The sequence below is a fragment of the Echinicola arenosa genome (assembly GCF_014841125.1).
In the GTDB taxonomy this organism is placed as follows: domain Bacteria; phylum Bacteroidota; class Bacteroidia; order Cytophagales; family Cyclobacteriaceae; genus Echinicola; species Echinicola arenosa.
Genome location: NZ_JACYTQ010000008.1, coordinates 110692 through 135328, shown reverse-complemented (window position 1 = coordinate 135328; position 24637 = coordinate 110692). Strand labels below are relative to the sequence as shown.

Annotated in this window: 20 protein-coding genes; 7 read left to right on the top strand and 13 right to left on the bottom strand. The window is 39.7% G+C overall.

Annotated elements, in window-relative coordinates:
* Positions 1-9 precede the first annotated feature (9 nt).
* The 11 genes from IFO69_RS18785 to IFO69_RS18735 form a co-directional block, all read right to left on the bottom strand.
* A complete protein-coding gene (locus IFO69_RS18785) occupies positions 10-2868 on the bottom strand; it encodes a TonB-dependent receptor (RefSeq protein ID WP_225444210.1) in 2859 nt (952 codons plus the stop codon).
* Positions 2869-3434: 566 nt separating this feature from the next.
* A complete protein-coding gene (locus tag IFO69_RS18780; protein ID WP_192011676.1) occupies positions 3435-3881 on the bottom strand; it encodes a hypothetical protein in 447 nt (148 codons plus the stop codon).
* Between the two features lie 172 nt (positions 3882-4053).
* Positions 4054-4857 (bottom strand): queuosine precursor transporter, encoded by an 804-nt coding sequence (locus IFO69_RS18775; protein ID WP_192011675.1) that lies wholly within the window; start codon positions 4855-4857, stop codon positions 4054-4056.
* A 3-nt stretch (positions 4858-4860) separates the two neighbouring features.
* The gene (locus tag IFO69_RS18770; protein WP_192011674.1) at positions 4861-5775 is read right to left on the bottom strand and encodes a ribonuclease Z; all 915 of its coding nucleotides are present in this window, start codon (positions 5773-5775) and stop codon (positions 4861-4863) included.
* 2 nt (positions 5776-5777) lie between these two features.
* The gene (locus tag IFO69_RS18765) at positions 5778-6155 is read right to left on the bottom strand and encodes an STAS domain-containing protein (protein WP_192011673.1); all 378 of its coding nucleotides are present in this window, start codon (positions 6153-6155) and stop codon (positions 5778-5780) included.
* A 57-nt stretch (positions 6156-6212) separates the two neighbouring features.
* Positions 6213-7148, bottom strand: a complete 936-nt coding sequence (locus IFO69_RS18760) for a phosphoribosylaminoimidazolesuccinocarboxamide synthase (RefSeq protein ID WP_192011672.1) — start codon at positions 7146-7148, stop codon at positions 6213-6215.
* Positions 7149-7273: 125 nt separating this feature from the next.
* On the bottom strand, positions 7274-8578 hold the full coding sequence (locus IFO69_RS18755) for a toxin-antitoxin system YwqK family antitoxin (protein ID WP_192011671.1): 1305 nt from the start codon (positions 8576-8578) through the stop codon (positions 7274-7276).
* A 14-nt stretch (positions 8579-8592) separates the two neighbouring features.
* Entirely contained in the window at positions 8593-9774 is a 1182-nt protein-coding gene (locus IFO69_RS18750) for an acetyl-CoA C-acyltransferase (RefSeq protein WP_192011670.1), read from the bottom strand.
* Between the two features lie 34 nt (positions 9775-9808).
* Positions 9809-10456, bottom strand: coding sequence for a hypothetical protein (locus IFO69_RS18745; RefSeq protein WP_225444209.1), 648 nt, complete (start codon positions 10454-10456; stop codon positions 9809-9811).
* Positions 10446-11099 carry a hypothetical protein gene (locus tag IFO69_RS18740; RefSeq protein WP_192011668.1) on the bottom strand — a complete coding sequence of 218 codons (654 nt, stop codon included), beginning with the start codon at positions 11097-11099 and terminating at the stop codon, positions 10446-10448. The genes IFO69_RS18745 and IFO69_RS18740 overlap by 11 nt, the downstream gene beginning before the upstream one ends.
* Before the next feature lie 24 nt (positions 11100-11123).
* Positions 11124-12089, bottom strand: coding sequence for a vWA domain-containing protein (locus IFO69_RS18735; protein ID WP_192011667.1), 966 nt, complete (start codon positions 12087-12089; stop codon positions 11124-11126).
* Between the two features lie 309 nt (positions 12090-12398).
* Here IFO69_RS18735 and IFO69_RS18730 point away from each other — a divergent pair, with 309 nt between their 5' ends.
* From IFO69_RS18730 to IFO69_RS18710, 5 genes are all read left to right on the top strand, one after another.
* Positions 12399-14714: a TonB-dependent receptor gene (locus tag IFO69_RS18730; RefSeq protein WP_225444208.1), complete on the top strand. Its 2316-nt coding sequence runs from the start codon at positions 12399-12401 to the stop codon at positions 14712-14714.
* A 5-nt stretch (positions 14715-14719) separates the two neighbouring features.
* Positions 14720-15541 carry a DUF4249 family protein gene (locus IFO69_RS18725; RefSeq protein WP_192011665.1) on the top strand — a complete coding sequence of 274 codons (822 nt, stop codon included), beginning with the start codon at positions 14720-14722 and terminating at the stop codon, positions 15539-15541.
* 153 nt (positions 15542-15694) lie between these two features.
* Entirely contained in the window at positions 15695-16561 is an 867-nt protein-coding gene (locus IFO69_RS18720) for a 1-acyl-sn-glycerol-3-phosphate acyltransferase (protein WP_192011748.1), read from the top strand.
* A gap of 6 nt (positions 16562-16567) precedes the next feature.
* Positions 16568-17524: a GNAT family N-acetyltransferase gene (locus IFO69_RS18715; protein WP_192011664.1), complete on the top strand. Its 957-nt coding sequence runs from the start codon at positions 16568-16570 to the stop codon at positions 17522-17524.
* Positions 17525-17791: 267 nt separating this feature from the next.
* On the top strand, positions 17792-19072 hold the full coding sequence (locus IFO69_RS18710) for a hypothetical protein (protein ID WP_192011663.1): 1281 nt from the start codon (positions 17792-17794) through the stop codon (positions 19070-19072).
* On the opposite strand, the gene IFO69_RS18705 is transcribed toward IFO69_RS18710, so the two are convergent.
* Positions 19069-20484: an SDR family oxidoreductase gene (locus IFO69_RS18705; protein WP_192011662.1), complete on the bottom strand. Its 1416-nt coding sequence runs from the start codon at positions 20482-20484 to the stop codon at positions 19069-19071. The genes IFO69_RS18710 and IFO69_RS18705 overlap by 4 nt on opposite strands.
* Positions 20485-20589: 105 nt before the next feature.
* Entirely contained in the window at positions 20590-21165 is a 576-nt protein-coding gene (locus IFO69_RS18700) for a DJ-1/PfpI family protein (protein ID WP_192011661.1), read from the bottom strand.
* A gap of 294 nt (positions 21166-21459) precedes the next feature.
* Here IFO69_RS18700 and IFO69_RS18695 point away from each other — a divergent pair, with 294 nt between their 5' ends.
* Both IFO69_RS18695 and IFO69_RS18690 read left to right on the top strand, forming a co-directional pair.
* Complete coding sequence (locus tag IFO69_RS18695) at positions 21460-22911, top strand: sulfatase (protein WP_225444207.1); 1452 nt, start codon at positions 21460-21462, stop codon at positions 22909-22911.
* A gap of 43 nt (positions 22912-22954) precedes the next feature.
* Positions 22955-24505 carry a sulfatase family protein gene (locus IFO69_RS18690; RefSeq protein WP_192011660.1) on the top strand — a complete coding sequence of 517 codons (1551 nt, stop codon included), beginning with the start codon at positions 22955-22957 and terminating at the stop codon, positions 24503-24505.
* The last annotated feature ends 132 nt before the right edge of the window (positions 24506-24637 follow it).

The following is a 24637-nucleotide window of genomic DNA, read 5'->3' as shown; positions in this document are numbered from 1 at the left end:
TTTTCGAAATTATCTGAGGTTAAAACTCAACCCGATTTGACCGCGGATTCCTGACCATGCAGCTTCTTCTGGTCTGTCAGACACACCATGGTAATATCGGTTAGGTGCGTTGGTGATGTTGTTGAGCTCAACAAATAGTCTGAAGTTGTCTGACAATAGGTAAGAAGATGAAAAGTCAACGGTAAAGTTATTGCCAAACCAACGGTAGTGCTCAGGACCAGCAATGCTTCGGATGGCATTGACATATTTGCCTTTGAAGTTACCGGCGACGCGGGCCATGAATTTATTGTTTTCATAAAACACAATGGCATTTCCAATGTGGTTGGCCTGCTCTGGCAAAGAGGTCTTGTAACTTCCTGTTTGTTCCCCTTCTGTGAAAGTAGGGATTTCCACTTCTGAGTCGATATAGGAGTAATTGAGTTCTACACCAAAGTTTTTCATGAAGTTATCCATGTTGGTGAAACGCTTGACATAACTCAACTCAATACCATATAACCATGCACTTTCAAGGTTTTCTGGACGAGACCTTAGGTAATTCAAACCGTTGTATACTTCAATGCTTTGATCATCATAGATATAGTTGGAAAGGTCCTTGTAAAAGATACCTGCTGAAAATATCCCCAATTCTTCAGGGTAATATTCAAAGGCAAGATCGTAGTTATTGGAGAAAGTCGGATCCAATTCAGTGTTGCCTTCCGTGATGGTCTGGTTAAGGTTATTGATTTGTACTCCAGGGTTCAGTCTGTTAAAGGTTGGCCTTGCGTAAGTACGGGTATAAGCTGCCCTTACAATAGTGTTGCTGTTGGGCTTCATTTTAAGGTGAACCATTGGCAAGAAAGCATTGTAATCTTTTGTGCTGGTCACTTCTTCCACTGTAGACCCATCTTGATCGGTAAGTACCCTAGCACCTGTAAACTCCAAGTGGTTGACTTCATTTCTGATCCCACCAATCAACTCCAGCTTTTCATTGACCTGATAGGATCCCATGGCATAGGCAGAGATCACTTGCTCTTGGCCCGTATAAGATTGAGGCGCATTGGAAGGAGCGTCTTTTGCCAATACCGTGATCAGTCCATTTTGAGTAGCAAACTCATCCGTGTACATGGCATCGATTTGGTCATTGGTGATTTGACTGATATTCACCTCGTCATATACATCGCCCAATTCATTCAGGAAGGTTCCATCATATGGGGTTGATTCTGTTTCCATGTCAGAAAGGAACAGCATGTCAGGACTATTAGGAATGCCCAATAAAGCTCCTTGCATTTTTACGGTGGCAGAAGAATTAAACTCTCTTTCTTTATTCAACAGCTTACCACCAAATTTCAACTGTAGTTTATCATTGGTTTGATGGGTAAAGTCAAATTGCCCCGTATGGTCTGTTTCTTTCTTGTCCATTTGTTGCAGGATGATTTGATTTAACCTCATTGAATTTGGGTCAAGAGGAGTTCCCAAATCGGCTGGTACATTGTCCAAAGAGCCTCCGATGCCCTCAGGAGAGTCCATGGCCAAGTATTTGAAACCATCAGAAGAAAGGCCTTCATAGGTCATAGGCTGTACAAAGTTTACAATAGGATAACCTCTTTCATCCTCGGGTAAGTTATCAGGACTGTTTAGCTTGAAGTCAGAAGAAGAGATTTGGTAAGAAGCATCCAATTTTAATCGGTGGCTGATATTGAATTCTCCACCTGCTTTCATAGAGTAAAGGTTCGTTACATAGTCGGCGTGTCTTGCTTGAAGTTGTGCATTATTATTGTCAAAGTTGAAATAGGCTTCTCTTACTTTCTGCTGATCCAAGTATTGGGAATAGAGTCCTTTAAAATAGATTTTGCTGTTTGGTGAAATGTCGTAGTCCATTCCCAAATTGAATCCGGCAGTTCTTCTTCTGGCCACATAATCTCTCAATTGAAGGTTGTTCATGGAGAAAGACTGAACAGGGTCAGGATTTGAAAAATTGTACCCGATACCATATCGGTCAGTACCTGCTGTTCTGTCCCAAATGACAGCGGATGCAATAAAACCGAATTTCTCACCAATACGGTCTCCATAGATTAAGGAAGTGTTGTATGATGGAGATTTGGCGTTGGTATTGTATCCTCCAGCTACAGTGGCACTGATCAATTGGTCACTAGGAGAGGATTTGGTGATAAAGTTCATCGAGCCACCGATAGCATCCCCGTCAATATCAGGTGTCAATGCTTTGTTCAATTGAACATATTGGATCAACTCTGATGGAAATACATCCAATTGCGTATATCTTTCGTCACTAGCACCGCCAGCACTTGGAAGTCTGTTGCCGTTTAGGGTGATGGAAGTCCAGTGGGTAGGGGCACCTCTTACGATTACCCTTCTTCCTTCTCCCATGTCCCTTTCAATGGAGACACCTTGCATCCTTTGTACTGCCTCTGCTGCATTTCTGTCTGGTAGTTTGCCGATGGCATCTGCCGCCAGAACTTCAGAAATGGCGTTGGAGCTTTTCTTCATACTGATAGCTCTCATTTGGGAAGGGTAGTAAGTTCCTTTTACCACTACCTCGGAAAGGCCAGTTGACTCTTCCTCCATTTCTATAAGCCCCAAATTGATGTCTTTACCGGCCTCAATACTTAATGGTATTTCTTTGGCATTGTATCCAATAAAAGAGATAACCAAGATTTGATCTCCGCTATGATGGTTTAGAATTTGGAAGTTGCCGGAGATATCCGAAGTACCACCAGTTTGGGTTCCTTTAAGATAAACCATTGCTCCTGGAAGCGACCCATTGGGATCCACCACAGTACCCGTAATGCTCATGCTTTGACCAAAACTGAGCTGAGCAGTCAGTAGGAACAAAGCCATTAATAATAATCTGATAGGCATCCTTGTTTTCATTTTTTCTTTGCTTGAGTAATTCAGTGAAATTTTCTGCCGCAAAAATGTACAATGAATGCAAATTTTGGGTTCACTTCGCGCGATCTGAACCCTTGAAAGTTCAAACTTTAAAAATTGAACTTGTAACTTATTGATTATTAGTAATTTGATTACTGTTAAGATGTAGTTAAATAATCATTAACCCAAGGAAAACTTACTGGTTTTAGGTGTAATAGATTCTTTTTGGAGGAAGTTTGATTGTAAAAAATGGAAGTTGGGAGGTCTTTTTTTGCTTTAAAATTGGTTATAAGAGGTGGTATGATTTTAAAGAAATTTGAGTCTTTAAGGTTGCATAAATGTTATTTACTCTTGAGCCATGTTGGGCAAAGGCTTTATCCATGCATTTAGGATGGCCCAATGCAGGTAAAACAGTGAAACAACCGGTCCTACGAGCAAAAGGATTCTGAAAGTTTGTTTGAATAAGTTCCTTCTAATGAAATTAAAGGTTAGTTGACCAAAAGTGGCAAGCTTTGGATCATTCCTACGGATTTTATTGTAACGCAAGGATTGCCGATATCAATACTTATTCAATATTCATAGCGTATTAAACTATTATAGCCATCAATTTTCAAGTTTATTTTGTTCTCGTAATTTAATTGAAGCGATGTAAGATTGAAGGAAATAGTTCGGGTAATGATGGCATTACATAATTCAAAACTTTCCAATTTTAGTTTTAAGTCTCTTTGGAGTATTGCAGTTTCTGAAATGGAGCCCTGGTCGATTAATTCGATCTCCCAACTGTTTCCACTGCAGCCAGAAGAAGAAAATGTTATTTCCAAACAATCTTGGTTAATCACTGCATGCTGTATCGTATAATTATCCGTATTAGTCTGGTTGAAAAGGTCCCTGTCAGTAGTGATGCATTTATCACAGTCACCTATTTTCGTACATGATGAAGGGGCATCATTATTTAGGTCACAACTTATAGTTAGAAAAATAAATATCAATAAATATCCCATCTGTCTCATCATCATTTTTTTTAATGTTCACTTATTTCAAGACGATGTCTTGGATCAAAATGTCTCACGGAGTCATTAATTGCTATTAATGACTTAATGGTAGCTCATGTTTTATTAGGATAATAGTTACTGGGATTTACAACGAGATTGGGAAGTCTCACCGAATTTTCTCAAACAAGAAGTAAAATCACATAAAAGAAGTGTCTGAAGCGGCCTCTTCGGCCATTCTTTCCGCGTCTTCTTTTCCAAGGTATTTGTCGATGATGTCGTGCCCCAAATAGAGTAGGGGAGTCAGGACAATGGCTACGGTAAACTTGTAGATGTAGTTGATAATACCCACGGCAATCAGTTGGTCTATGGACCAGTTGCCAAAAACATAAAAAGCAATGCCCAATACCACAAAGGAGTCAATCAGTTGGGATACCAGCGTGGAGCCAGTAGCCCTCAACCAGATCATTTTGGGTCCTGTGATTTTTCTGAGTTTTTGGAACACATAAACATCAATCAACTGTCCCAGTAAGAAAGCCGTCAATGAACCAATGATAATTCCCAGCCCTTGTCTGAAAATGGTATCAAAGGCATATTCTATATTAAAAGGCTGCCCTGCGGGATCAGTGCTGTTTACATCCAACCAGAATGGCGCTGGAGGAAGAGAGGTGGCAATGGCGATAAAGACAAAGCCATAGGCAATGAATCCAGCGGTCAAGAAGCTTATTTTTCTTACCCCTTTTTTCCCAAAATACTCATTGATAATATCAGTTGTGATAAAGACAACAGGCCAGATGACTGCTCCGGCTGTAAGATTGAAATCCAAAACATACTTCCCAAAAAATGTCCATCCAGCAGGTTCAAGCCCCAAGGTAGCTTCTCCGGAGAAAATCTTGACACCAATGATTTCAGCTAAAATGGCATTGGTCAGAAAAATCCCACTCAAAACAATAAATAGGGTGGTTTTCTTATTGTGGAACGACTTTTCTGCAGTGGTTTCCATAGGCTAAACGGTATAAGTCAGACCTTCAATACTTAAATGACTGTTGGTGAACACCGACTCAGCCTCCATCAATAAGGGCTCCAATTCGATATAGCGTGTTGAGTAGTGGCCTAGGAGCAGCTTTTTTACTTCTGCTTCCAAGGCAATACTTGCAGCCTGCTTGGCGGTACAATGATAGGTGTCAGCTGCGCGTTCATGTTCACTTTCCATAAAAGTGGATTCATGATATAGCAAATCCACTCCCTGAATATAGGGAATCAATTCCTGATCATATTTGGTGTCAGAACAAAAGGCATATTTTCTTGGAGGAGGACTGGGGTGGGTAAATTCACTTACAGCATATTTTACATTCCCCTCTTCGTCCAAGAAATCTTTGCCATTTTTCAGGGTATTGATAGCCTGGATACTAAGTTTGTTTTCTAAGAGTTTTTCCTTGACCAAGTTCTTTTGACCTGGTTTTTCCACAAAAAGAAAGCCGGTACAGGGCAGACGGTGTTTTAAAGGAAAGCTAAAAACCTTAAATCTTTTCGCATCAACAAGCTGTTGCTGTTGATCGGAGTCAGTTGGGATAAATTTTAAGGTATAATTCAGCTTGGTATTACCATATTTCAGCTGAGTAGTAATAATTTCATCTAATCCTCTAGGACCAAAAATTGTCAATGACTCTTTCCTTTTGTTTAAATGAAAAGTGGAGATCACTCCCATCAGTCCAAGGTAATGATCTCCATGTAAATGTGATATAAAGATGTATTTGATCTTAGAAGACCTTACTTTATATCTCTGTAACTGAATTTGTGTTGCCTCTCCGCAGTCCACCATCATTAGCTCATTGCCCATGGTGATGATCTGGGAAGTCTGGTTCCTTTCATGTGCAGGAACGGCAGAATTGGAGCCTAAAATGGTTACTGTAAATTCCAAATTTAGTTCTCTTCCTCCTCCTTGCTTCCGTCAATTTCGTGGATAAATATCGCATCGGCAGCTTCTTCCTGTGACTCAGCTATATTCAATACTTTGTCCAACATAGAAATTTTGATCAGCTTGGTCACATGCTCTTGAGGAGATGAAATGATGAAAATACCTCCATCTTCACTAAATGCCCTGTGACCAACCAGCAAAGCACTTAAGCCACTGGAGTCAGCATATTTTACTTGGCTCATATCCAGGACAAGGTTGCGATAACCTTCTGCATGGACAGTGAGAAGTTCTGATTTCAACACAGGAGAAAGTGGGGAATCCAACTTTTCTTCCTGAAGGGTAAAGATGACGTATTGCTCTTTCTTATCTACTGCGTACTTCATGATTTAGGGTTTGATTTTGGTCCTTTTATAGACCTGCTTTTATTTAATAGTGAAGGACTAAATGTTTTCTTCAATGGATTTCTTGATTCTGTCCATCATATTGGTATTGTCCGCTTTGATGAATGCTTCACCAGTAATTTTTTCGTACAACTCAATATAACGTTCCGAAATATCATTTACAATTTTATTAGGCATATTGGGTACTGACTGCCCTTCCTTTCCTTGGAAGTTATTGGCAATCAACCATTGTCTTACAAATTCTTTGGAGAGTTGTTTTTGTGCTTGATTGGCTTCTTGGTTGGCTTCGTATCCGTCCGCATAGAAGTACCTTGAAGAATCAGGTGTGTGCACTTCATCGATAAGGTAGATTTCACCCTGGTATTTCCCAAATTCGTATTTGGTGTCTACCAAGATCAGTCCCATTTCAGCAGCGATTTCGGTACCTCTTTGAAACAAAGCCCGGGTATATTTTTCCAGCACTGCATAATCTTCAGCACTGACAATTCCCTTCGCTAGGATATCCTCACGGCTGATATCTTCATCATGTCCTTCATCTGCTTTGGTAGTAGGAGTGATGATAGGAACTGGCAGCTTGTCATTTTCCTTGAGTCCTTCTGGAAGGCTTACCCCACAGATACTTCTCTTTCCATCCCTGTATTCTCTCCAAGCATGCCCGGCCAAGTACCCTCTGATAACCATTTCCACTTTAAAAGGTTCGCACTTTTTACCGATAGTCACATTGGGGTCAGGTGTAGATGTCACCCAATTAGGAACAATATCGGCAGTGGCCTTTAGGAACTTGGCTGCAATTTGGTTCAAAACCTGGCCTTTGAAAGGAATGGGAAGCGGTAAAACCACATCAAAAGCAGAAATCCTATCTGAGGCAACAACAGCAATTTTATCCTCAAACATATAAACATCCCTTACTTTTCCTTTGTAAAAGCCTGTTTGGTTGGTGAATTCAAAATTGGTCTCTTTTATAGCTGTATTCATGATGATGCTTTTAAATCAAGGTTAGCAGTAAGCCTGTTTGCTTCACTGTCCGATTTTTTTGATGATTGAATTTTAAATAACAAAAATAGGGTTTAGGCTGATTTTAACCTTTTAATTGGGTAAAATTATTTGATTATTTTGCCTTCTTTGTTAAAGTTTTCTGTTTTGATCAACGTTCCATTCTCATCATAATAATTCCATTCCTTATATTTTTTGTTGTACCAAAAGTTTCCAGTTACCAATAAATGACCCTGCTCGTCGTATTGTTGATAAGGGCCGCTTTTCCAGTCAAGCTCAAAGCTAGTTAGTTCCTTTAGTTGGCCATTGTCAAAGTAGCTTTTCTCTTCACCATGTTGTTTCCCTGCCCTAAAAGACCGCTCTAAAATTAACCTTCCTCTCTGATACCTCTGATAGACTCCATCCCACTTTCCCTGCTTATAGGGAATGGTTTCTTGTTTGTGACCAGCCTCATCATAAACTGTGACCATTCCATTGGGTAGGCCATTTCTAAAATAGATTTTTTTCAGGATTTGATCGTTTTCATGATAAAATACGTGACTGGCTTTTTGGCCTTCACCATCATAACTGATAAATTCTGATTTCTTTCCAGACGGATAATATAGAATTTGGTTACCTGTTGGGAGTCCTTTTTTATAAGAGGCGATTTCTTTGGTGGTGCCATTCGGGTAAAAGGACTTAAAGTTGCCTTCTGGTTTGCCTTTTTTGAATTCTCCCTTTTGATGGATTTTTCCATCTTCATAATAGCTTTCATAAGACCCATTTTGCATTCCTTCCTTATAGTTGGACTGTTCTTCTATCTGTCCATTAGGGAAATAGGAAATTACAGTTCCATCCAATTCTCCTTGGTCATAATTTTCAAGGGTCTTGACCGAACCGTCTTCATAAAAGGATTTTAGTTCTCCATCCATGACACCATGATCATAGTGGGAAACGGTCATGATTTGACCACTTTCGTAATATTGGATGTTTTCTCCGTGAGGCTTATTGTCCTGAAAATGGGCTTTGATTTTTGGATTGCCATTCGGGTGAAATGTGATCAGCTCACCCTGCATCAGGTCTTCAGAAAAATGCGCTTTTTGTATGAGTTTTCCTTCTTGGTCGAAAGACTTGACCATGCCATTCCTTTGGTCATTTTTGTACGGGATGATTTTGAGGGTGTCTTTGGAATTAGGGTAAAAACTCACAAAGAGGCCTTCTTTCTTTCCTTGGCTTAACTGTCCCAAAAGTTGTAGAGAACCATCTTCATAAAAAAAACGGTAAGATCCTTCAATGAGACCATTTACCATTTGGTACTCTTCTTTTATTTGTGTGTTTTCTTCATCATAAAAGGTTTTTACCTCTTCTTGGCCTTTGGCGCTCAGGAAACTGTTAAAGGTCAAAAGAAGGACACAAATAAACTTGAGGTGCATAAATATTCTGATAATTAAGCCATTTTTTTAATCACTATGGCGGACGCGCCACCACCGCCATTGCAGATTCCAGCTACTCCAATAGTGCCTCCCTTTTGCTCCAAAACGGAATGCAAGGTGGCTATAATTCTAGCTCCGGATGCTCCAAGTGGATGCCCTAAAGAAACAGCACCTCCAAACACATTGAGTTGGTCATTTGACAGGTTCAATTGTTCTTGATTGGCCAAGGCAACTGCAGAAAAAGCTTCGTTGATTTCATAGAAGTCAATGTCACTGCTGCTCAGTCCGGCATTTTTGATGGCTTTGGGAATGGCCAGTGCTGGGGCAGTGGTAAACCAAATGGGATCTCTCGCTGCATCTGCAAAGCCTAAGATTTTGGCAATAGGCTTTAACCCAAGTGCTTCAGCTTTTTCTTTGCTCATCAGCACCAATGCGGCAGCGCCATCATTCATGGTAGATGCGTTGGCGGCAGTCACTGTTCCTTCTTTATCGAAAACAGGGCGAAGGCTAGGGATCTTTTCAAAAATTACATTTTTATATTCTTCATCCTCATTGATCAGGATACTTTCACCTTTTCTGCCCTTTAGTTCAACAGGGATGACTTCTTCTTTAAAATAACCATTTTTCCATGCTTCAGCAGCCCTTTGGTAAGATTGGATGGCATATTGGTCTTGGGCTTCCCGGCTGATTTTCATTTGTTTGGCGGTATTGTCAGCACAGTTGCCCATGGGGAAATTATAATACACCTCATGAAGGCCATCCTTGGCCAGTCCATCGATGAATTCTCCATTTCCGAATTTATATCCAAACCTTGCCTTGGGAATGTAGTAGGGTACATTGGACATACTTTCCATTCCCCCAGCGACAACAACATCGTTTTGCCCAGTCATGATAGATTGGGCGGCAAACATCACAGCTTTCATGCCTGAGGCACAGACCTTATTTACGGTAGTACAGGGAACGTTATAATTGATACCTGCTCCCAATGAGGCCTGTCGAGCGGGAGCTTGCCCTAAATTGGCAGAAAGGACATTTCCCATGATGACCTCTTCAACAGATTCAGGTGATAGTTGGGCTTTCTTCATGGCACCCTTGATAGCATGGGAGCCCAGTTCTACAGCGGTTAGGCTGGATAATTTTCCTCCAAAACTTCCTAATGGAGTCCTTACGGCGGAGATGATATAGACTTCTTTCATTTGGGTTTATGAGTTAAGGTTGTAAAAAGTGGTCTTACCAATCCGGCAGACTTTTATCAGGACGCTTGGTAGGTTTTTTTCTGGTTTGCTGGATGTACTGCAACTCAGCGTTGTTCATGGCATCCAAGATTTGCTCGGCCTGCTCGGGTGAGATATTCATTTGTTGCAGTTTTTGACGCAACTCTTCCATGGCTTTTTCCCTTTCGGTCAAATCACTTTTCTGTGTGGACTTTTCATCCATAGGTTCTTCCCGTTCAGATTTTTCCCCTCTTTTTTCATCCATTTTATCGGATTCTTCAGCACCATCCTCTTGGGTTTGCTCTTCACCCTCACCATCTTTGGATTCTTTCTCTTGTTGCGATTGATCTTCCTGCTGCTGATTCTGGTCTCCTTGTTGTTGTTGATCCTGATCTTTGTTCTGATCCTGTTGCTGCTGATCTTGTTGGTTTTGCTTTTCCTTATCGTCCTTCAACTTTTCTTTAAGTGCATTAAGCTTTGGATCGTTAGGGTATTTCTGCAACCCTTCCTGAAGGACTTGTCCCAATTTACTGTAGTCACTGTTGACATATTGTTTGGCTGCTTCATTGAAATAGGTGGCAGCTGACTGGGCATAAGCAGGATCACTGCTTAGAATGATACTTGCCAGACATCCAGCAAAAAACAAACATATTTTAGTTTTCATTGATCTCATTGACATCTCCTAGGTTCTTTATAAACTCCTGATAATGAGAAACAGTTTCATCGATCTCCAAAGCTTTGTTCATCACATCCAGTGCTTCTTTGAATTTGAACTGTTCTACCAGCTTATCAGCTTCCGCTTTCATACGCTTGGCGTAGTTCGAGGGTTCCTGTTTGTCTTGATCTTGGTTATCCTTTTGATCCTGCTGCTGGTCTTCATTTTGCTCCAACCACCTGGCCAACAACTCATAATTATATCGAGCTATATCATTGGTAGGATCCTTGATCAAAGCTGTTTTAAATGCCTCTAAAGCTTCTTTGTATTTTTCACCTCGACCTAAAATCACCCCATTTTGGTTGGAGGCGGATGATGCAATGTTGCTTTTAATTGCACCAACCAACTCTACATATTTTTGCTGCGCGTCTTCTTCCTGCTCATTGAATTGATAGCTGAGCGCAAGGTCAAAGTTGGCCTCTTCTGAGTTGATCCCATATTCATTGAGCAAGGCCAGATGCTCCCTCACAGATTCCTCATAGTCGGCTTTGACATACCTTTCTTCTGCCGAATCAATGGCTTTGTTCTTTTCCGAGATTTGCGTCCAGGAAGAGGGGATTAGAAGTAATGTAGCCAATAATATTTTATTCATAAGAATTTAATGAATGGATAAGGATTACATACTTATGGTTCTTAAAGGCAGGATCATGTCAAATATGGCCAGCCCCAGGGCGGTCAACAAAAAGAAGAAATATTTGTTGGCAGAAGCTTCAACTGTTCTGGAACCAGTGACAGTACCTTCCATTTTTTCGATTACTGTAATCAGTTGTGGTATTTCCTGAACCTCATCACTGATCTCAAAGTATTGCCCATTGGTGTCACTGGCAATCCTTTTAAGGGTATTGGTGCTCAGTTTGGTTACGGCGGGGCTGTTGGTGGATTCATCCATGATGACACCATTGCCTCGAGGGATGGTGCTTCCATTAGCAGTACCTACTCCCAAGCTAAACACTTTGATTCCTTCTTCATTTAACTGGTTGAGTACACTGTTAAGGTTGTCTCCAAAGTTTTCTCCATCACTGATCAATACTATCGATTTTGATTTGGGATCTTGGTTTTCGTCTGTTCTGAATTTCTGCAAGGCCAGCGCCAATGGCGCAGCTATGTCCGTTCCATAATTGGGCACAAGACCAGTATTCAACCCATCAAGGTGGAGTTGCAGTACATTCTGGTCAAAGGTTAGGGGGCATTGCACAAAAGCTTCAGAACTGAAGATAATCAGCCCAATGCGATCGGTGCTGAAGTTTTTGATAAGATTTTTCAGCTCATATTTTACCCTTTGTAGTCTGGAAGGCCCTATGTCAGCAGCGTTCATGGATTGAGAAAGATCAATGGCAATGAACAGGTCCTTGCCTTCCTGCTTGATCTCCTTGGTGGCATTGCCAATGGAAGGACCGGCCAAAGCCACCAGAAACAAGAGAAAATAAGCAATTCTCAAGCCCATCTTAATGAGTAGACGGTGCTTTTTGACCTTTAGTCTTTTGTTGATAAGCCAAAAACGATAAAGGTAAATAAGATAAAGCACACCAAAGATGGTGGCTAAAATCAGTAGTAAAGAAACATCAGGATATGCCCAAATCATGCCTTGAAATTAGGAATTTTATATCAAAACGAAAGAATGGTCATTAAATTATTGAGCACCTAAACAGGGTGATAATTTAATATTTTCTATAAATGGTTAATAGATAGGTATATAGAAGGAGATGGGTGGCCCGAGGGTATCTTTATATTTGATATTATCGTAGATATTTGAAGAAATAATTTATTATAGAGGAACAATTACCCAAGATCAAGTAAATACACTTTCTAGATGAAGTACCGGTCAAGTTGCCTGATTTTTCTCGCGTTAAGCTTTCTTAGTTTAACGAATGGGGTTTGCCAAGGTAATTATTTGATTAAAGGAAATGTGATCGATGCCCAAACCAAGGAAATACTTTTGGGAGCGGCTATATATTGGCAGGGTGCTCAAAACTCGGGGGTGACAAGTAATACTGAAGGTGAGTTTGAAATCAAAACGGCCAAGTTGCCTCGTCAGTTGGTGGTGTCCTTTGTTGGCTATGAAAAACGCATCCTAAGCATTAGTCCTTCCACTTTTGATCAATTTTGGACGGTCAGCTTAGTGCCTGTCGCGCAAGGCTTAGAGGAGGTTGTGATCGAAGGAGGAAGGGAAGCTTCCCTTACTGAAAGTACAGATCTTGGAAAAAACACTTTGCCAATCAGCACACTGAAAAATATCCCTTCTTTATTTGGAGAGGTGGATGTCCTTAGAAGCTTGCAGCTGCTTCCTGGGGTACAGACAGTAGGGGAAGGAACTACTGGTTTGTTTGTAAGGGGAGGTTCTTCGGATCAGAACTTGATTCAACTGGATGGTGCCCCGGTCTATAACCCGTCCCATTTTTTTGGTTTTTTTTCAGTTTTTAACCCAGACGCCTTGGAGAGTGTTGATCTTTATAAAGGCAATATTCCTGCTAATTACGGTGGAAGACTCTCTTCTGTGGTAGATATCAAAATGAAGGAAGGACGGAAGGATAGGGTTCATGGGGAAGGTGGGATTGGAAACATTAGTTCAAAAATCGCTCTTGATGGACCTTTGTTTTCCGAAAAGTCAACTTTTGTGGTATCAGCAAGAAGAACTTATGTGGATGCATTTTTGGGTTTGTCAAGCAATGAGGACATCAATAGCAATACTTTATATTTTTATGATTTGGGAGGAAAATTTACTTTTCGTCCTTCGGATAATGACAAACTCAGTTTCTCAAGTTACTATGGAAGTGATTATTTAGAAGTAGAAGGCTTATTTGGCTTTGGATGGAAAAACTGGATCAGTTCAGGTGACTGGAGCCGAACAATCAATGATCAATGGTATTTGGATGTAAATGGTTATTATTCCCAATATGCTTATTCAATAGATATCAAGGACGATGAGAATGGTTTTTTATGGAAAAACATCCTTTCTGAATCGGGTTTTCGGCCTTCATTGACTTGGCATCCAAGTGATGTTGCTGTTTTTGAAATGGGATTGCATTCCCGGTATTATCATTTTTCACCTGTAAAAATGACTGTTCCGTCTGAAAGTAAAGTGGAACCAATCAAAACCAATTCTGAAAACGCTTTACAAAATGATCTCTTTGTTTCCAGTGATATTGATATTAATCCCAAACTAAAAATAGAAGGTGGAATTAGGTTAAGCTTGTACATAAGGATTGGGAAGGGAGTGCAATACATTTATGAAAATGAACCAAGTGATCGGGAAGAAGAAATTATAGACACTTTGTATTTTGATAGTTTTGAAAAAATGAAAGCTTATCAAGCTTTGGAGCCTAGGCTTTCTGTTCGTTTTAAACTAAAGGAAAATACCGCTGTCAAGGCAGCCTATAACAGGAACTACCAGTATTTGCAAATGGCGGCAAACAATTCGGCCGGGCTGCCGATTGATCGCTGGGCAATGGCCAGTGAGTATATCCAACCCGTAAAAAGCGATCAATATTCCGTAGGGCTGTTCAAAACTTACAAAGAAAATAGGTGGGAACTTAGCCTTGAAACTTATTATAAAGATTATAAGCATATCATTGATGTCAAGCAAGGAGCAGATATCCTGTTTACAGACAATATTGAATCGCAGGTTTTAAGTGGCAAAGGTTGGTCATATGGCTTGGAAATGATGATCAAAAAGAACCTGGGAAGGACAACAGGCTGGTTAGGTTACACTTATTCCAGAACATATCGACAGGTTCCGGGGATCAGTGAGGGTGAGGCCTATAACCCTCGCTATGATAGGCCTCATGATGTTTCCTTTGTCTTTCAACGGGAATTCAGTGAACGGTTGACGGGAAATATTACGTTTGTATATTCCACTGGGCAAGCGGTAAGTTATCCTGTTGGTTCTTATTCTGTGGATAGTCAGGAAATCCCCGTGTATAGCTCCAAAAGAAATGAAGACCGTTTCCCTGACTACCATCGTATGGATGCTTCTGTAATCTTAAAGAATAAAGACAAGGGCAAAATGTGGCGAGGAAGCTGGAGCTTTAGTATCTATAATTTGTATGGTAGAAAAAACCCTTATTCATACCAGTTTACTAATATTATCAACAATGATATTAACTATAGCTCTTCATCAGGTGAACCGATATACTCGCGCAGGCCTGGTGTGGTAATGACTTATCTGTTTACCTTCCTGCCATCCGTTTCCTATAACTTTGAATTTTGATCATAATGAAAATCAATCGGTTAATATTTCTGGTTTTTCTGCTTTTTTCATGTCAAGAAGAAGTTATACTGGAGTTGAGGGAGGAGCCTTCTAATACCGTAATTGAAGGTTTTTGGACAGATACAAGGTCTCTTAACCAAGTTCGGATTACTAAAAGCAGGGGCTATTATGATTCATCTTATTATCAACCTATTTCAAATGCAAAGGTGTCCATATACCATCATGAAAGAAATAGGGAAATTGAGTTCTTCTTTTCCAGCAAAACCGAAACCTACTTACCAGGAACCAATCTTGATGGAGAAGAGGGAGAGCATTACACCTTGAAAGTTAAGGTAGGCAATAATGAATATGAATCTTCTGGAGAATTACTGGAAGCTCCAGAACTGGATAGTTTGAGTTATTCATATCATGAAAAACAGGCCTTCAGGCCGGCAGGGTATTATTTGAAACTACATGGGAATATACCGTTTGAAGAGAACAACTATTATCGAATTAGGGTGGTGAGAAATGATACTTTACTGAACAGAAAAGGAGACTACCTTTTGTTTGATGACACTTTTGGCACTGGTGTGATAGAGGATGGTTTTGAATTGGATAATATTCCTTTCAAGAAAGGGGATGAGGCTAAAGTGACCTTGTTCAGGTTGAACAAGAGTGCCTATAATTACCTTCAGGATTTAGTGGGCTTGCTTTATAACGATGGAGGTCTTTTTAGCCCGCCACCACAAAACCCACAAAGCAACATTGAACTGGTAAAAGGACAAGATCCTGCTTTGGGATATTTTATGGTATCTCCGGTTATATCTGAATCAATTACAATACAATAGCTTTTTTGGGTTTCTCTCAGTAGACTTTTTAAGTGTCCCTTTGTGTTTTTTTTGTATTTTTAGGCTTCCAAGTTGTCCAAATGACTTGGAGAGAGAAAAGCATAAAAAATTGAATTATCCTCATGTGGTTGCTAATCAATTTCTTAAGGATTGATGGTTTTCACTTTGGGGATTTGTTTAAATAATCCATCTTTGGACGAGTCACAAAAGAAATTTATTGAGATAAAGAAGGTGATCAAGGACAAGAATCCTTCATTGCTAAAATGGATTCCGGGTTTTGTATTGAACTATATTCGGAGAATCGCCCATGAAGATGATGTTAACCGCATGATGGGTGATTACGGCCATTTATATGGACTGGAGTTTGTCAATGCGCTCATTCATGATTTTGGCGTCAAAATAGAACTCCTTGGTGCGGATAACATCCCAATGGATGAGCCTGTTATATTTGCATCCAACCATCCTTTGGGAGGATTGGATGGCATTGCTTTTATGTATGCCTTAGGCAAATATAGACAGGACTTAAGGTTCTTGGTCAATGATATCCTGACCAACATCAAAAACTTTGAGCCTTTGTTTATTCCAGTAAATAAACATGGAAGTCACGGAAGGTCAGCAGCTAAGCTGATTGAAGAGACTTATGCAGGAGATCATGCGGTACTTGTATTTCCAGCCGGTTTGGTTTCAAGAAAGCAAAAGGAAGGGATCAAGGACTTGGAATGGAAGAAGAGTTTTATCAGTAAAGCCAAGAAGTACCATAAGAATGTGGTCCCGGTTTATATTGATGGAAAGAATTCCTCTTTCTTTTACAACTTGGCCAATATCAGGAAAAAAATAGGCATCAAAGCAAATATTGAGATGATGTATTTAGCAGATGAAATGTTTGGCCAAAAGAATAAAAAAGTGACCATACATGTAGGAAAACCAATTTCTTACCAGTATTTTGATGAATCAAAAAGTGAAAAGGACTGGGCAGAGGAGGTAAAAGAAGAAGTTTATTCCTTAGCCACAGAAAGTTAAGTTTTTATGCAAGATATTATAGCCCCTATAGATAAGGACATTTTAAAAAGGGAGTTGACGCTTGAGCGCTTTCTTAGACATACCAATAATGGTGACAATCAGGTTTACTTGGTGAACCACCATAATTCGCCCAATGTCATGCAAGAAATCGGAAGACTCAGAGAACTGACCTTTAGGGGAGCAGGGGGAGGTACAGGCCTTCCTATTGATATAGATGAGAATGATACCTGTGAAAATTGTTATGAGCAATTGATTGCTTGGAATCCTGTTGAGGAAGAAATCATTGCAGGTTATAGATTGATAGACTGTAACAAAGCTGGGCTTAATGATCACGGTGAGGTAAACCTATCTACCGCCCACCTTTTTAAATTTACGGATAAGTTCAAAAAAGATTATTTGCCATACACCATTGAGTTGGGCAGGTCTTTTGTTCAACCTAAATACCAGCCGAGGAAAGACAACCGAAAAGGTGTGTTTTCATTGGATAACTTGTGGGACGGATTGGGAGCGGTGGTGGTTTTGCATCCTGAGGTAAAATATTTGTTTGGAAAAGTAACCATGTACCCTCACTTTAATGCAGAGGCCAGAGACTTGTTGCTTTACTTTATGAACCACTATTTTCCAGATAAAGAACACTTGGTAGAGCCTTTAACTCCATTACCATACAAGACTGATATCAGTTCTATCGAAGGGGTTTTTGAGGGACTTGACTATAAGGAGGGGTATAAAGAATTGAACACGCGTGTAAGAGCTCTTGGTGAAAATATCCCACCTTTGATCAATACTTATATGAATTTGTCTCCGACCATGAAGACTTTTGGTACAGCTATGAACAATGAGTTTGGTGCTGTGGAAGAGACAGGGATTATGATCACTATAGCGGATATCTATGATACCAAAAAAGAGAGACATATAGAAACCTATGAACGTGATAAGGACTTCGATAGAAAAGTAAAAGATTAAGATTTTTATAAAGAAAGAGTGAAGCCGCTAATGTTGATTTAGCGGTTTTTTTATGTCCAATAAGCAGGTTGTAACTAGTCTATTGTTTTTTAAAATAAATATATATGTATTTATAATTCTTTTTAGTATATTTGAAATGCAATTTTTAAACACTTTGTGAAACGGTCGATTTTTATTGAGGCTAATTCCAGTTTTGAAATACTGAATGAAAAGTTCCGGTTTTTCCAGGTGTTTGGTTAGTTTTTTTAACAATAAATGTCAATCTCAATGAACTGCAAACTAAATTTTGTTGGGGCTATTTTAGCCACCTTATTACTTTTCTTTTCATGTACAGAGGAAACTGTAGAACCTCAAGCCGAGACCTATCCAGTCGTATTTGGATTTAGACTTACGGATGATGATGTCAATGCTAGGAAACAGCAATCTAACATGACATTGGTCGTAAAGGCAATAATCACCATAACGAATGAAGATGGTTCTCCTACGAATTATACTAAGAGTGAGTTAGAGATTTATGAGGATGATGGAATTTTCTATTCGGATAATTTATATCTAAATGCTGGGAAGAATATTATTACAAGATTGAGATTGGTTGATGGTGAAGGGACGACGCTTTTTGCCATTCCTGAAGATGTGAATATTCAAAAGCACGTAAACAAACAATTACCAATAACCATTAACGTAGAGCAAAGCAGCTCTACCAGAACGATCTTATTGGATATCATCTCTACACTTGGAATGACGCCAGAAGAGTTCGGATATGATCCTGATGAAATTCATTTTAAAGAGTTGAAATATTTTTTAGTTTGTTTCAAAGATGAGTTTGATGATGCTTTATATGTAAAAGGTGAGCTATATTTTGGAGAAAATAAACGTAAATATGAAATAGACTCTGTAACTAAAATATTTTACAATAATGAGGATGGAAAATTGATATATGAGGATTTACGTTACTATAAAGTGGAAGCTAAAGATAATTATAGTAAGTATTTTCCAATATGGACAGAATATTTTGATCACATGTTAGAAAAATATAGAAAGGAACCTTTGGAGATTGTTCTTAAAAGATGGGCTGGAAATGGAACTGTAGATGTAGGAGATTTCTACTTGACCAGTCAAGAAGAAGTGGATGAATTTGGAGCAAAAAAATTGGATTATCTTATTGGTAATCTGACCATAGACGACAAAAGGCAAATTGGTAAAAGCCCAATAACAAATTTAACAAGTATTAGTAGGCTTTTACAAATAAATGGAAATCTTACTATTAAAGATAACCCTTATTTGGAATCCCTAGATGGGATGATCCTAAATGACGTTGAGGGAGATGTAGTGATTGAAGGAAATGACAAATTAATTTCTCTTGATGGCTTATGGAATTTCAAGCGATTGGATGGCACTTTGGTTATAAATAATAATTCTTCATTAACTTCTTTCTGTGGAATTACCAAGCTTTTTCATAATTCCAGATTTATCTCAGAAATATCAGGCAATGCTTTTAACCCGACTGCTGAAGAGATTGGGAGTGGAGAATGTAGCATTGAAGATTAACCTGCCAATTTCCTGATCATGCCTCCAAAAATGGGGCCATGGAAAGGATAGACTGCATACCAATAAAGTCTGCCCCAAAGTCCTTTGGGGCGGAAGGTGGCGGTTTGGGTGAGCACACCTTTTTCTATTTTGAATTCCAGCCAAGCATCTCCAGGTACTTTCATCTCCGCATAAAGCAACAACCTTTTTTCCTCCTTTTGAGCATATAATACTCTCCAGAAATCCACCGAATCTCCTGAGTTTATAGTATGAACATGCGTTCTTCCCCTTCTGAGTCCAACGCCACCCACTAATTTGTCCAAAAATCCCCTGAACTTCCAAAGCCAATTGCCATAATACCAACCAGTGTCTCCACCTATTTGCCAAATTTTTTCTAAGGATTGCTGTTCATCATTAACTGGCAAAGACCTTTGATCCTGCATACAGCCATGTTTAGGAACCTTGATAAACTCTGAAATATTCTGATCAAAACGACCACTGATCAATGAATCCTTCCAACTAGAGATCACCTCTTGTGATTCAATTTTCGTAAAAGCCCTGCGCAAAGCTGTTTGATAGGAGATAGGTTCAATTTCCAATGCTTGGGCAAGGTTATTTGGTTTACAGACTACCTCGACCTTCATACTATCGACCAAAGCAACCGCTAATTTATAAGAGGTGCTGGTCACAAAAAAAAGCCAATAGGAGGATAGTCGGGGAGTCATAACTGGAACCACCCAAATAGACCTCCTAAGATCCCGATTTTTGGCATAGCCTAATAACATGGCTTTATAGGTTAAGATATCAGGTCCTCCGATATCAAAGTGTTTGTCATAAGTAATTGTGTTGAAAAGAGAACGGCTTAGGTAGGCTATGACATTGCGTATGGCGATGGGTTGGCATTTCGTATGCAACCATCTTGGAGCGATCATTATCGGTAATTTTTCCACCAAGTCCCTGATGATTTCAAATGATGCACTTCCCGAACCAATAATAATTCCTGCTCTCAGTGCCGTAAAATGATATCTTCCCTTAGATAATTCATCTTCAACAGCCTTTCTGGATAGCAGGTGCTTGGATAGTACTTCGTTGTTGATGATACCACCTAAGTAAATCACATGTTGGACGGTTGTCGTATCAATGCATTTTCTAAAGTTCTGAGCAGATTTAAGCTCCAATTCACTAAAATCATCAGCAGTGGACATGGAATGAATCAAATAATAAGCCCCATCTATATCTTTAGGGATATTGTTTAGTGTATCCTCTTTTAAAAAGTCGACTTCAACTACTTCCACTTGGCCATGAAGCGATGAAGGAAAAGTAAATCTATTTCGGTCCCGTACACAACAAACTACTTGGTGTCCGTGATAAACCAAAGCTGGAAGGATTCTTTTTCCAATATATCCTGTAGCGCCTGTCAGTAAGATCTTCACTAGAATAGTTTTTTTTATAAGACATTCAAGACGGAAAAATGTTTAAAATCAAAATGCCCAACGATAAGTTTGGGCATTTTGATTTGTTTTTGGTGAGAGACTTTATTAACCAATACTGATTCCCAAAAGCTTATAAAATTCCTTTAGAATAGCAGGGTGGCCAGGCCAAGCTGGTGAGGTAACGAGGTTGCCATCCACAATGGCCTCATCAGCTGGAATATTTTTCCAGGTTCCTCCCGCCAGCTCGATATCAGGACCTATTGCTACATAAGCTGTAAGGGTTCTTCCTTTTAACACTTTTGCCGTGGTGAGAATTTGTATTCCGTGGCAGATGGCTGCAACAGGCTTGTCCTTCTCAAAAAAATGTTGGGTAATCTTGATTACTTTTTCATTTAAACGGATGTATTCAGGAGCTCTACCTCCAGCTACATAAAGCCCATCATAGTCAGCTGGATCTACCTGGTCAAAATCAGCGGTGATTCCAAACCGGTGTCCTGGGGTTTCCTTGTAAGTTTGATCGCCTACAAAGTCATGGACAGCAGTGGGGACTGTATCTCCCTTTTTTCTGTCCGGGGCAATTGTATCGACTTTAAGTCCTACAGATAGCATGGCTTGAAAGGGTACCATGGCTTCATAGTCTTCCACATAATCACCAACCAGCATCAAAATTTTCTTAGACATAATTTTAGGGTTAAAAGTATTAAGAAATTTAATTTAGATAATCACTATTTACAACGCTCTAAAAAGTGCTTTCGTTTTACTTTATAGATTAATAAATGATTAAACTGAACATCAAATTTTAGCGTTGAAAAATGTTTTTGAAAAAAATGCTAATAGATCTTGTGTGTTTTATTAAAATAAAGTTAAAGTTCTGTTTATTTTTTTAAATTTGTTTTGGCTGATGGCCTAAATAATTAAACCCATAAGGCTTTTATTCTTAAAGCTGACAGTTCAATCTATAAAAAAGAACCTAAATTGAAACCTTTAAAAAATATCCTCACCGTCCTGTTTTGTTTCTTCTTTTTTGTAGCCTCGGCTCAGAAAAAAGAAAAATTGAATGTTTTGTTTCTGATTGCGGATGACCTTACTGCTACAGCAGTTTCAGCATATGGTAATCCGATAGAAATTACCCCAAATATTGATCAGTTGGCCAAAGAAGGTACTTTATACAGCAGTGCCTATTGTCAGTTTCCTATATGCGGACCATCCCGGGCCTCATTTATGTCAGGGTACTATCCACATGCTACTGAGACATTTGGATACACCAGTGGAAGGGAGAATTTAGGTCCAGATAAGGTTACTTGGTCGCAGCTCTTTAAGCAAAATGATTATTACACAGCCCGCGTGAGCAAAATTTATCATATGGGGGTTCCCATTGATATAGAGTTGGGGTCTGATGGGGCGGACGATGAGGCCTCTTGGGAAGAACGTTTTAACAGCAAAGGTCCAGAGTGGACAGCAGAAGGAGAGGCTGAATTGGTGCAGGGTAATCCTTATGGAACCTTGCCTAGAAAAGGGGGGAATGTCATGACGATTGTCAAAGCCGAAGGAGATGATTTGGTGCATTCTGATGGCCGTACCGCAGAAAAAGCATCTGAACTCATTCGGGCACATAAGGATGAACCTTTCTTCTTGGCGGTTGGCTTTGTAAGACCCCATGTGCCTTTTGTGGCTCCCAAAAACTATTTCCGACCATTCCCTTACCAAGAGATGGTCTTGCCACCAAAAGTAATAGGGGACTGGGATGATATCCCTGCCAATGGGATCAATTACGTGACCAGTGTCAATGCACAGATGTCTGAAGATCAGCAGAAAAAAGCCATTGGGGCTTATTATGCCTCAGTTTCTTACATGGATGCCCAAGTGGGTAAGGTGTTGAATACCTTGAAGGAAGAAGGCCTTGAGGACAATACCATTGTAATTTTCACTTCTGATCATGGTTTTCATTTGGGAGAACATGACTTTTGGATGAAAGTAAGCTTGCATGAGGAATCGGCTAAAGTCCCTTTGATCATCAAGGTGCCAGGGAAAGAACCTGCCGTGTGTCATTCTTTTGCTGAGCTAATAGACCTTTATCCAACCATTGCGGAGCTAGCGGGGCTGAAATTACCAAATGCCATTCAAGGAAAAAGTTTGGTGAAAACGCTGGATGATCCATCTTATAAAGTAAGGGATATGGCTTTTTCGGTTTCCAGATGGAGAGGGAAGCCGCTATTTTTATTAAGAAGTGAGAAGTGGGCATTTATCCAATATGAGGAAGATGGAAATGGAGGAATGGAGTTGTTTGACATGGAAAGGGATCCAATGCAGTTCAATAACCTTGCCCTTAACCCTCAATATAGAGAGGTGGTGAGCGACTTTAAAACAAGACTAAAAGAGAAGTTGGCAGAGGTGAGGGACAATGACCTGGGCAAAACATATCAATAAGTTGAATAATGCAAAACATATTTATCAATCATATACACCAATCATGTCAAGAATTTTAATTTGGGTCATTTTGGCCGTAACCATCTTTTCCTGTTCAGCGCCAGAAGAGCAAAAACCACCGAATATAGTCATCATTGTTTCCGACGACCACACGCGGCAAGCAATCAGTGCTTATGGTAGTCAAATTACCCAAACTCCAAATATTGACCGCATTGCCAATGAAGGTGTGTTGTTTAACAATGCCTATGTGACCAATTCAATTTGTGGGCCAAGCCGAGCCGTTTTATTGACAGGTAAATACAGTCATTTGAACGGCTTTAGAAGAAACACAGATAGCAAATTTAACCCTGGACAGGACCAATTTGTGAAGCATTTACAGGCAGCAGGCTACCAAACCGCTTGGATCGGAAAGTACCACTTAGGTGAAAATCCTCAGGGCTTGGATTATTATGAAATTTTGCCTGGTCAAGGATACTATTTCAACCCTGACTTTATCATTAAAGACAGTACGGAAAGAATTAGAAAGGAAGGTTATGTAAGTGACCTTGTGGAAGATGCAGCGGAAAACTGGTTGGATAGAAGAGACCCTGATAAGCCTTTCTGTGTGATTATCGGACATAAAGCAACCCATAGAACTTGGATGCCTGACTTACAGGACATGGATATGTTCGATGATGTGACTTTTCCTATTCCTGATAACTTCTACGATAATTATGTTGGAAGAAAGGCGGCGATGGAAAATGATATGTCTGTGGACAAAACCATGATCATGGGCTATGACCTGAAAATGTTTCCTGATGATACAAAGGACAGAAATGTTACCCGCATGACCCCGGAACAAAGAGCTCAGTTTGACGCGCATTATAAACCTATCCATGAAGAGCTAAAGGCACTGAACCTTTCAGGAAAGGAATTGGTGGAATGGAAATATCAGCAATACATGAGGGATTATTTGGCCACTGCGGAATCCATGGATAGGAATATAGGCCGTACTTTGGACTACCTTAAAGAACATGGATTGGATGAAAATACCATTGTAATCTATACCTCAGATCAAGGTTTTTACCTTGGAGAGCATGGCTGGTTTGACAAGAGATTTATGTATGAGGAGTCTTTTAGCACTCCTATGATGATGAAATATCCAGGAGTAATCGCGCCAGGTACAAAATCCAACGAAATGGTCATGAATTTGGATATTGCCCCAACCGTTTTGGAAGCTGCTGGGGTGGCCATTCCAGAGGACCTTCAAGGAGAGTCCATGCTGCCGGTACTGACCGGTCAAAAAGAAAAGGGAAGGGAAGTTCTTTACTATCATTATTATGAAGTAGGAGAACATAATGTATCTCCGCATTTTGGTGTAAAGACGGACCGCTATAAGATTATCCGTTTTTACAATCAGGTAGATTCTTGGGAATTATTTGACTTGCAAAAAGACCCAAGTGAAATGAACAATATTTATGGAGAAGAGCAATATGCGGAAGTTCAGAAGGAAATGAAGACTAAGTTGCTAGAGGCTATCAAAAAATATGAAGATACCGAGGCAGAGGAGATTTTTCACCAAGATATAGATGAAGCTCAAATTGAGAAGAAATAGTTTCTTTTAGTTTGTACCTGAAAAGCACTAGGCTCCGGTTGGGGCTTGGTGCTTTTTTATTTTACTGTTTTTAAATGGGCTTTATTCCTTACGGTAAGTTGATCCATCTGATTAAGTGAATGACATTTACAC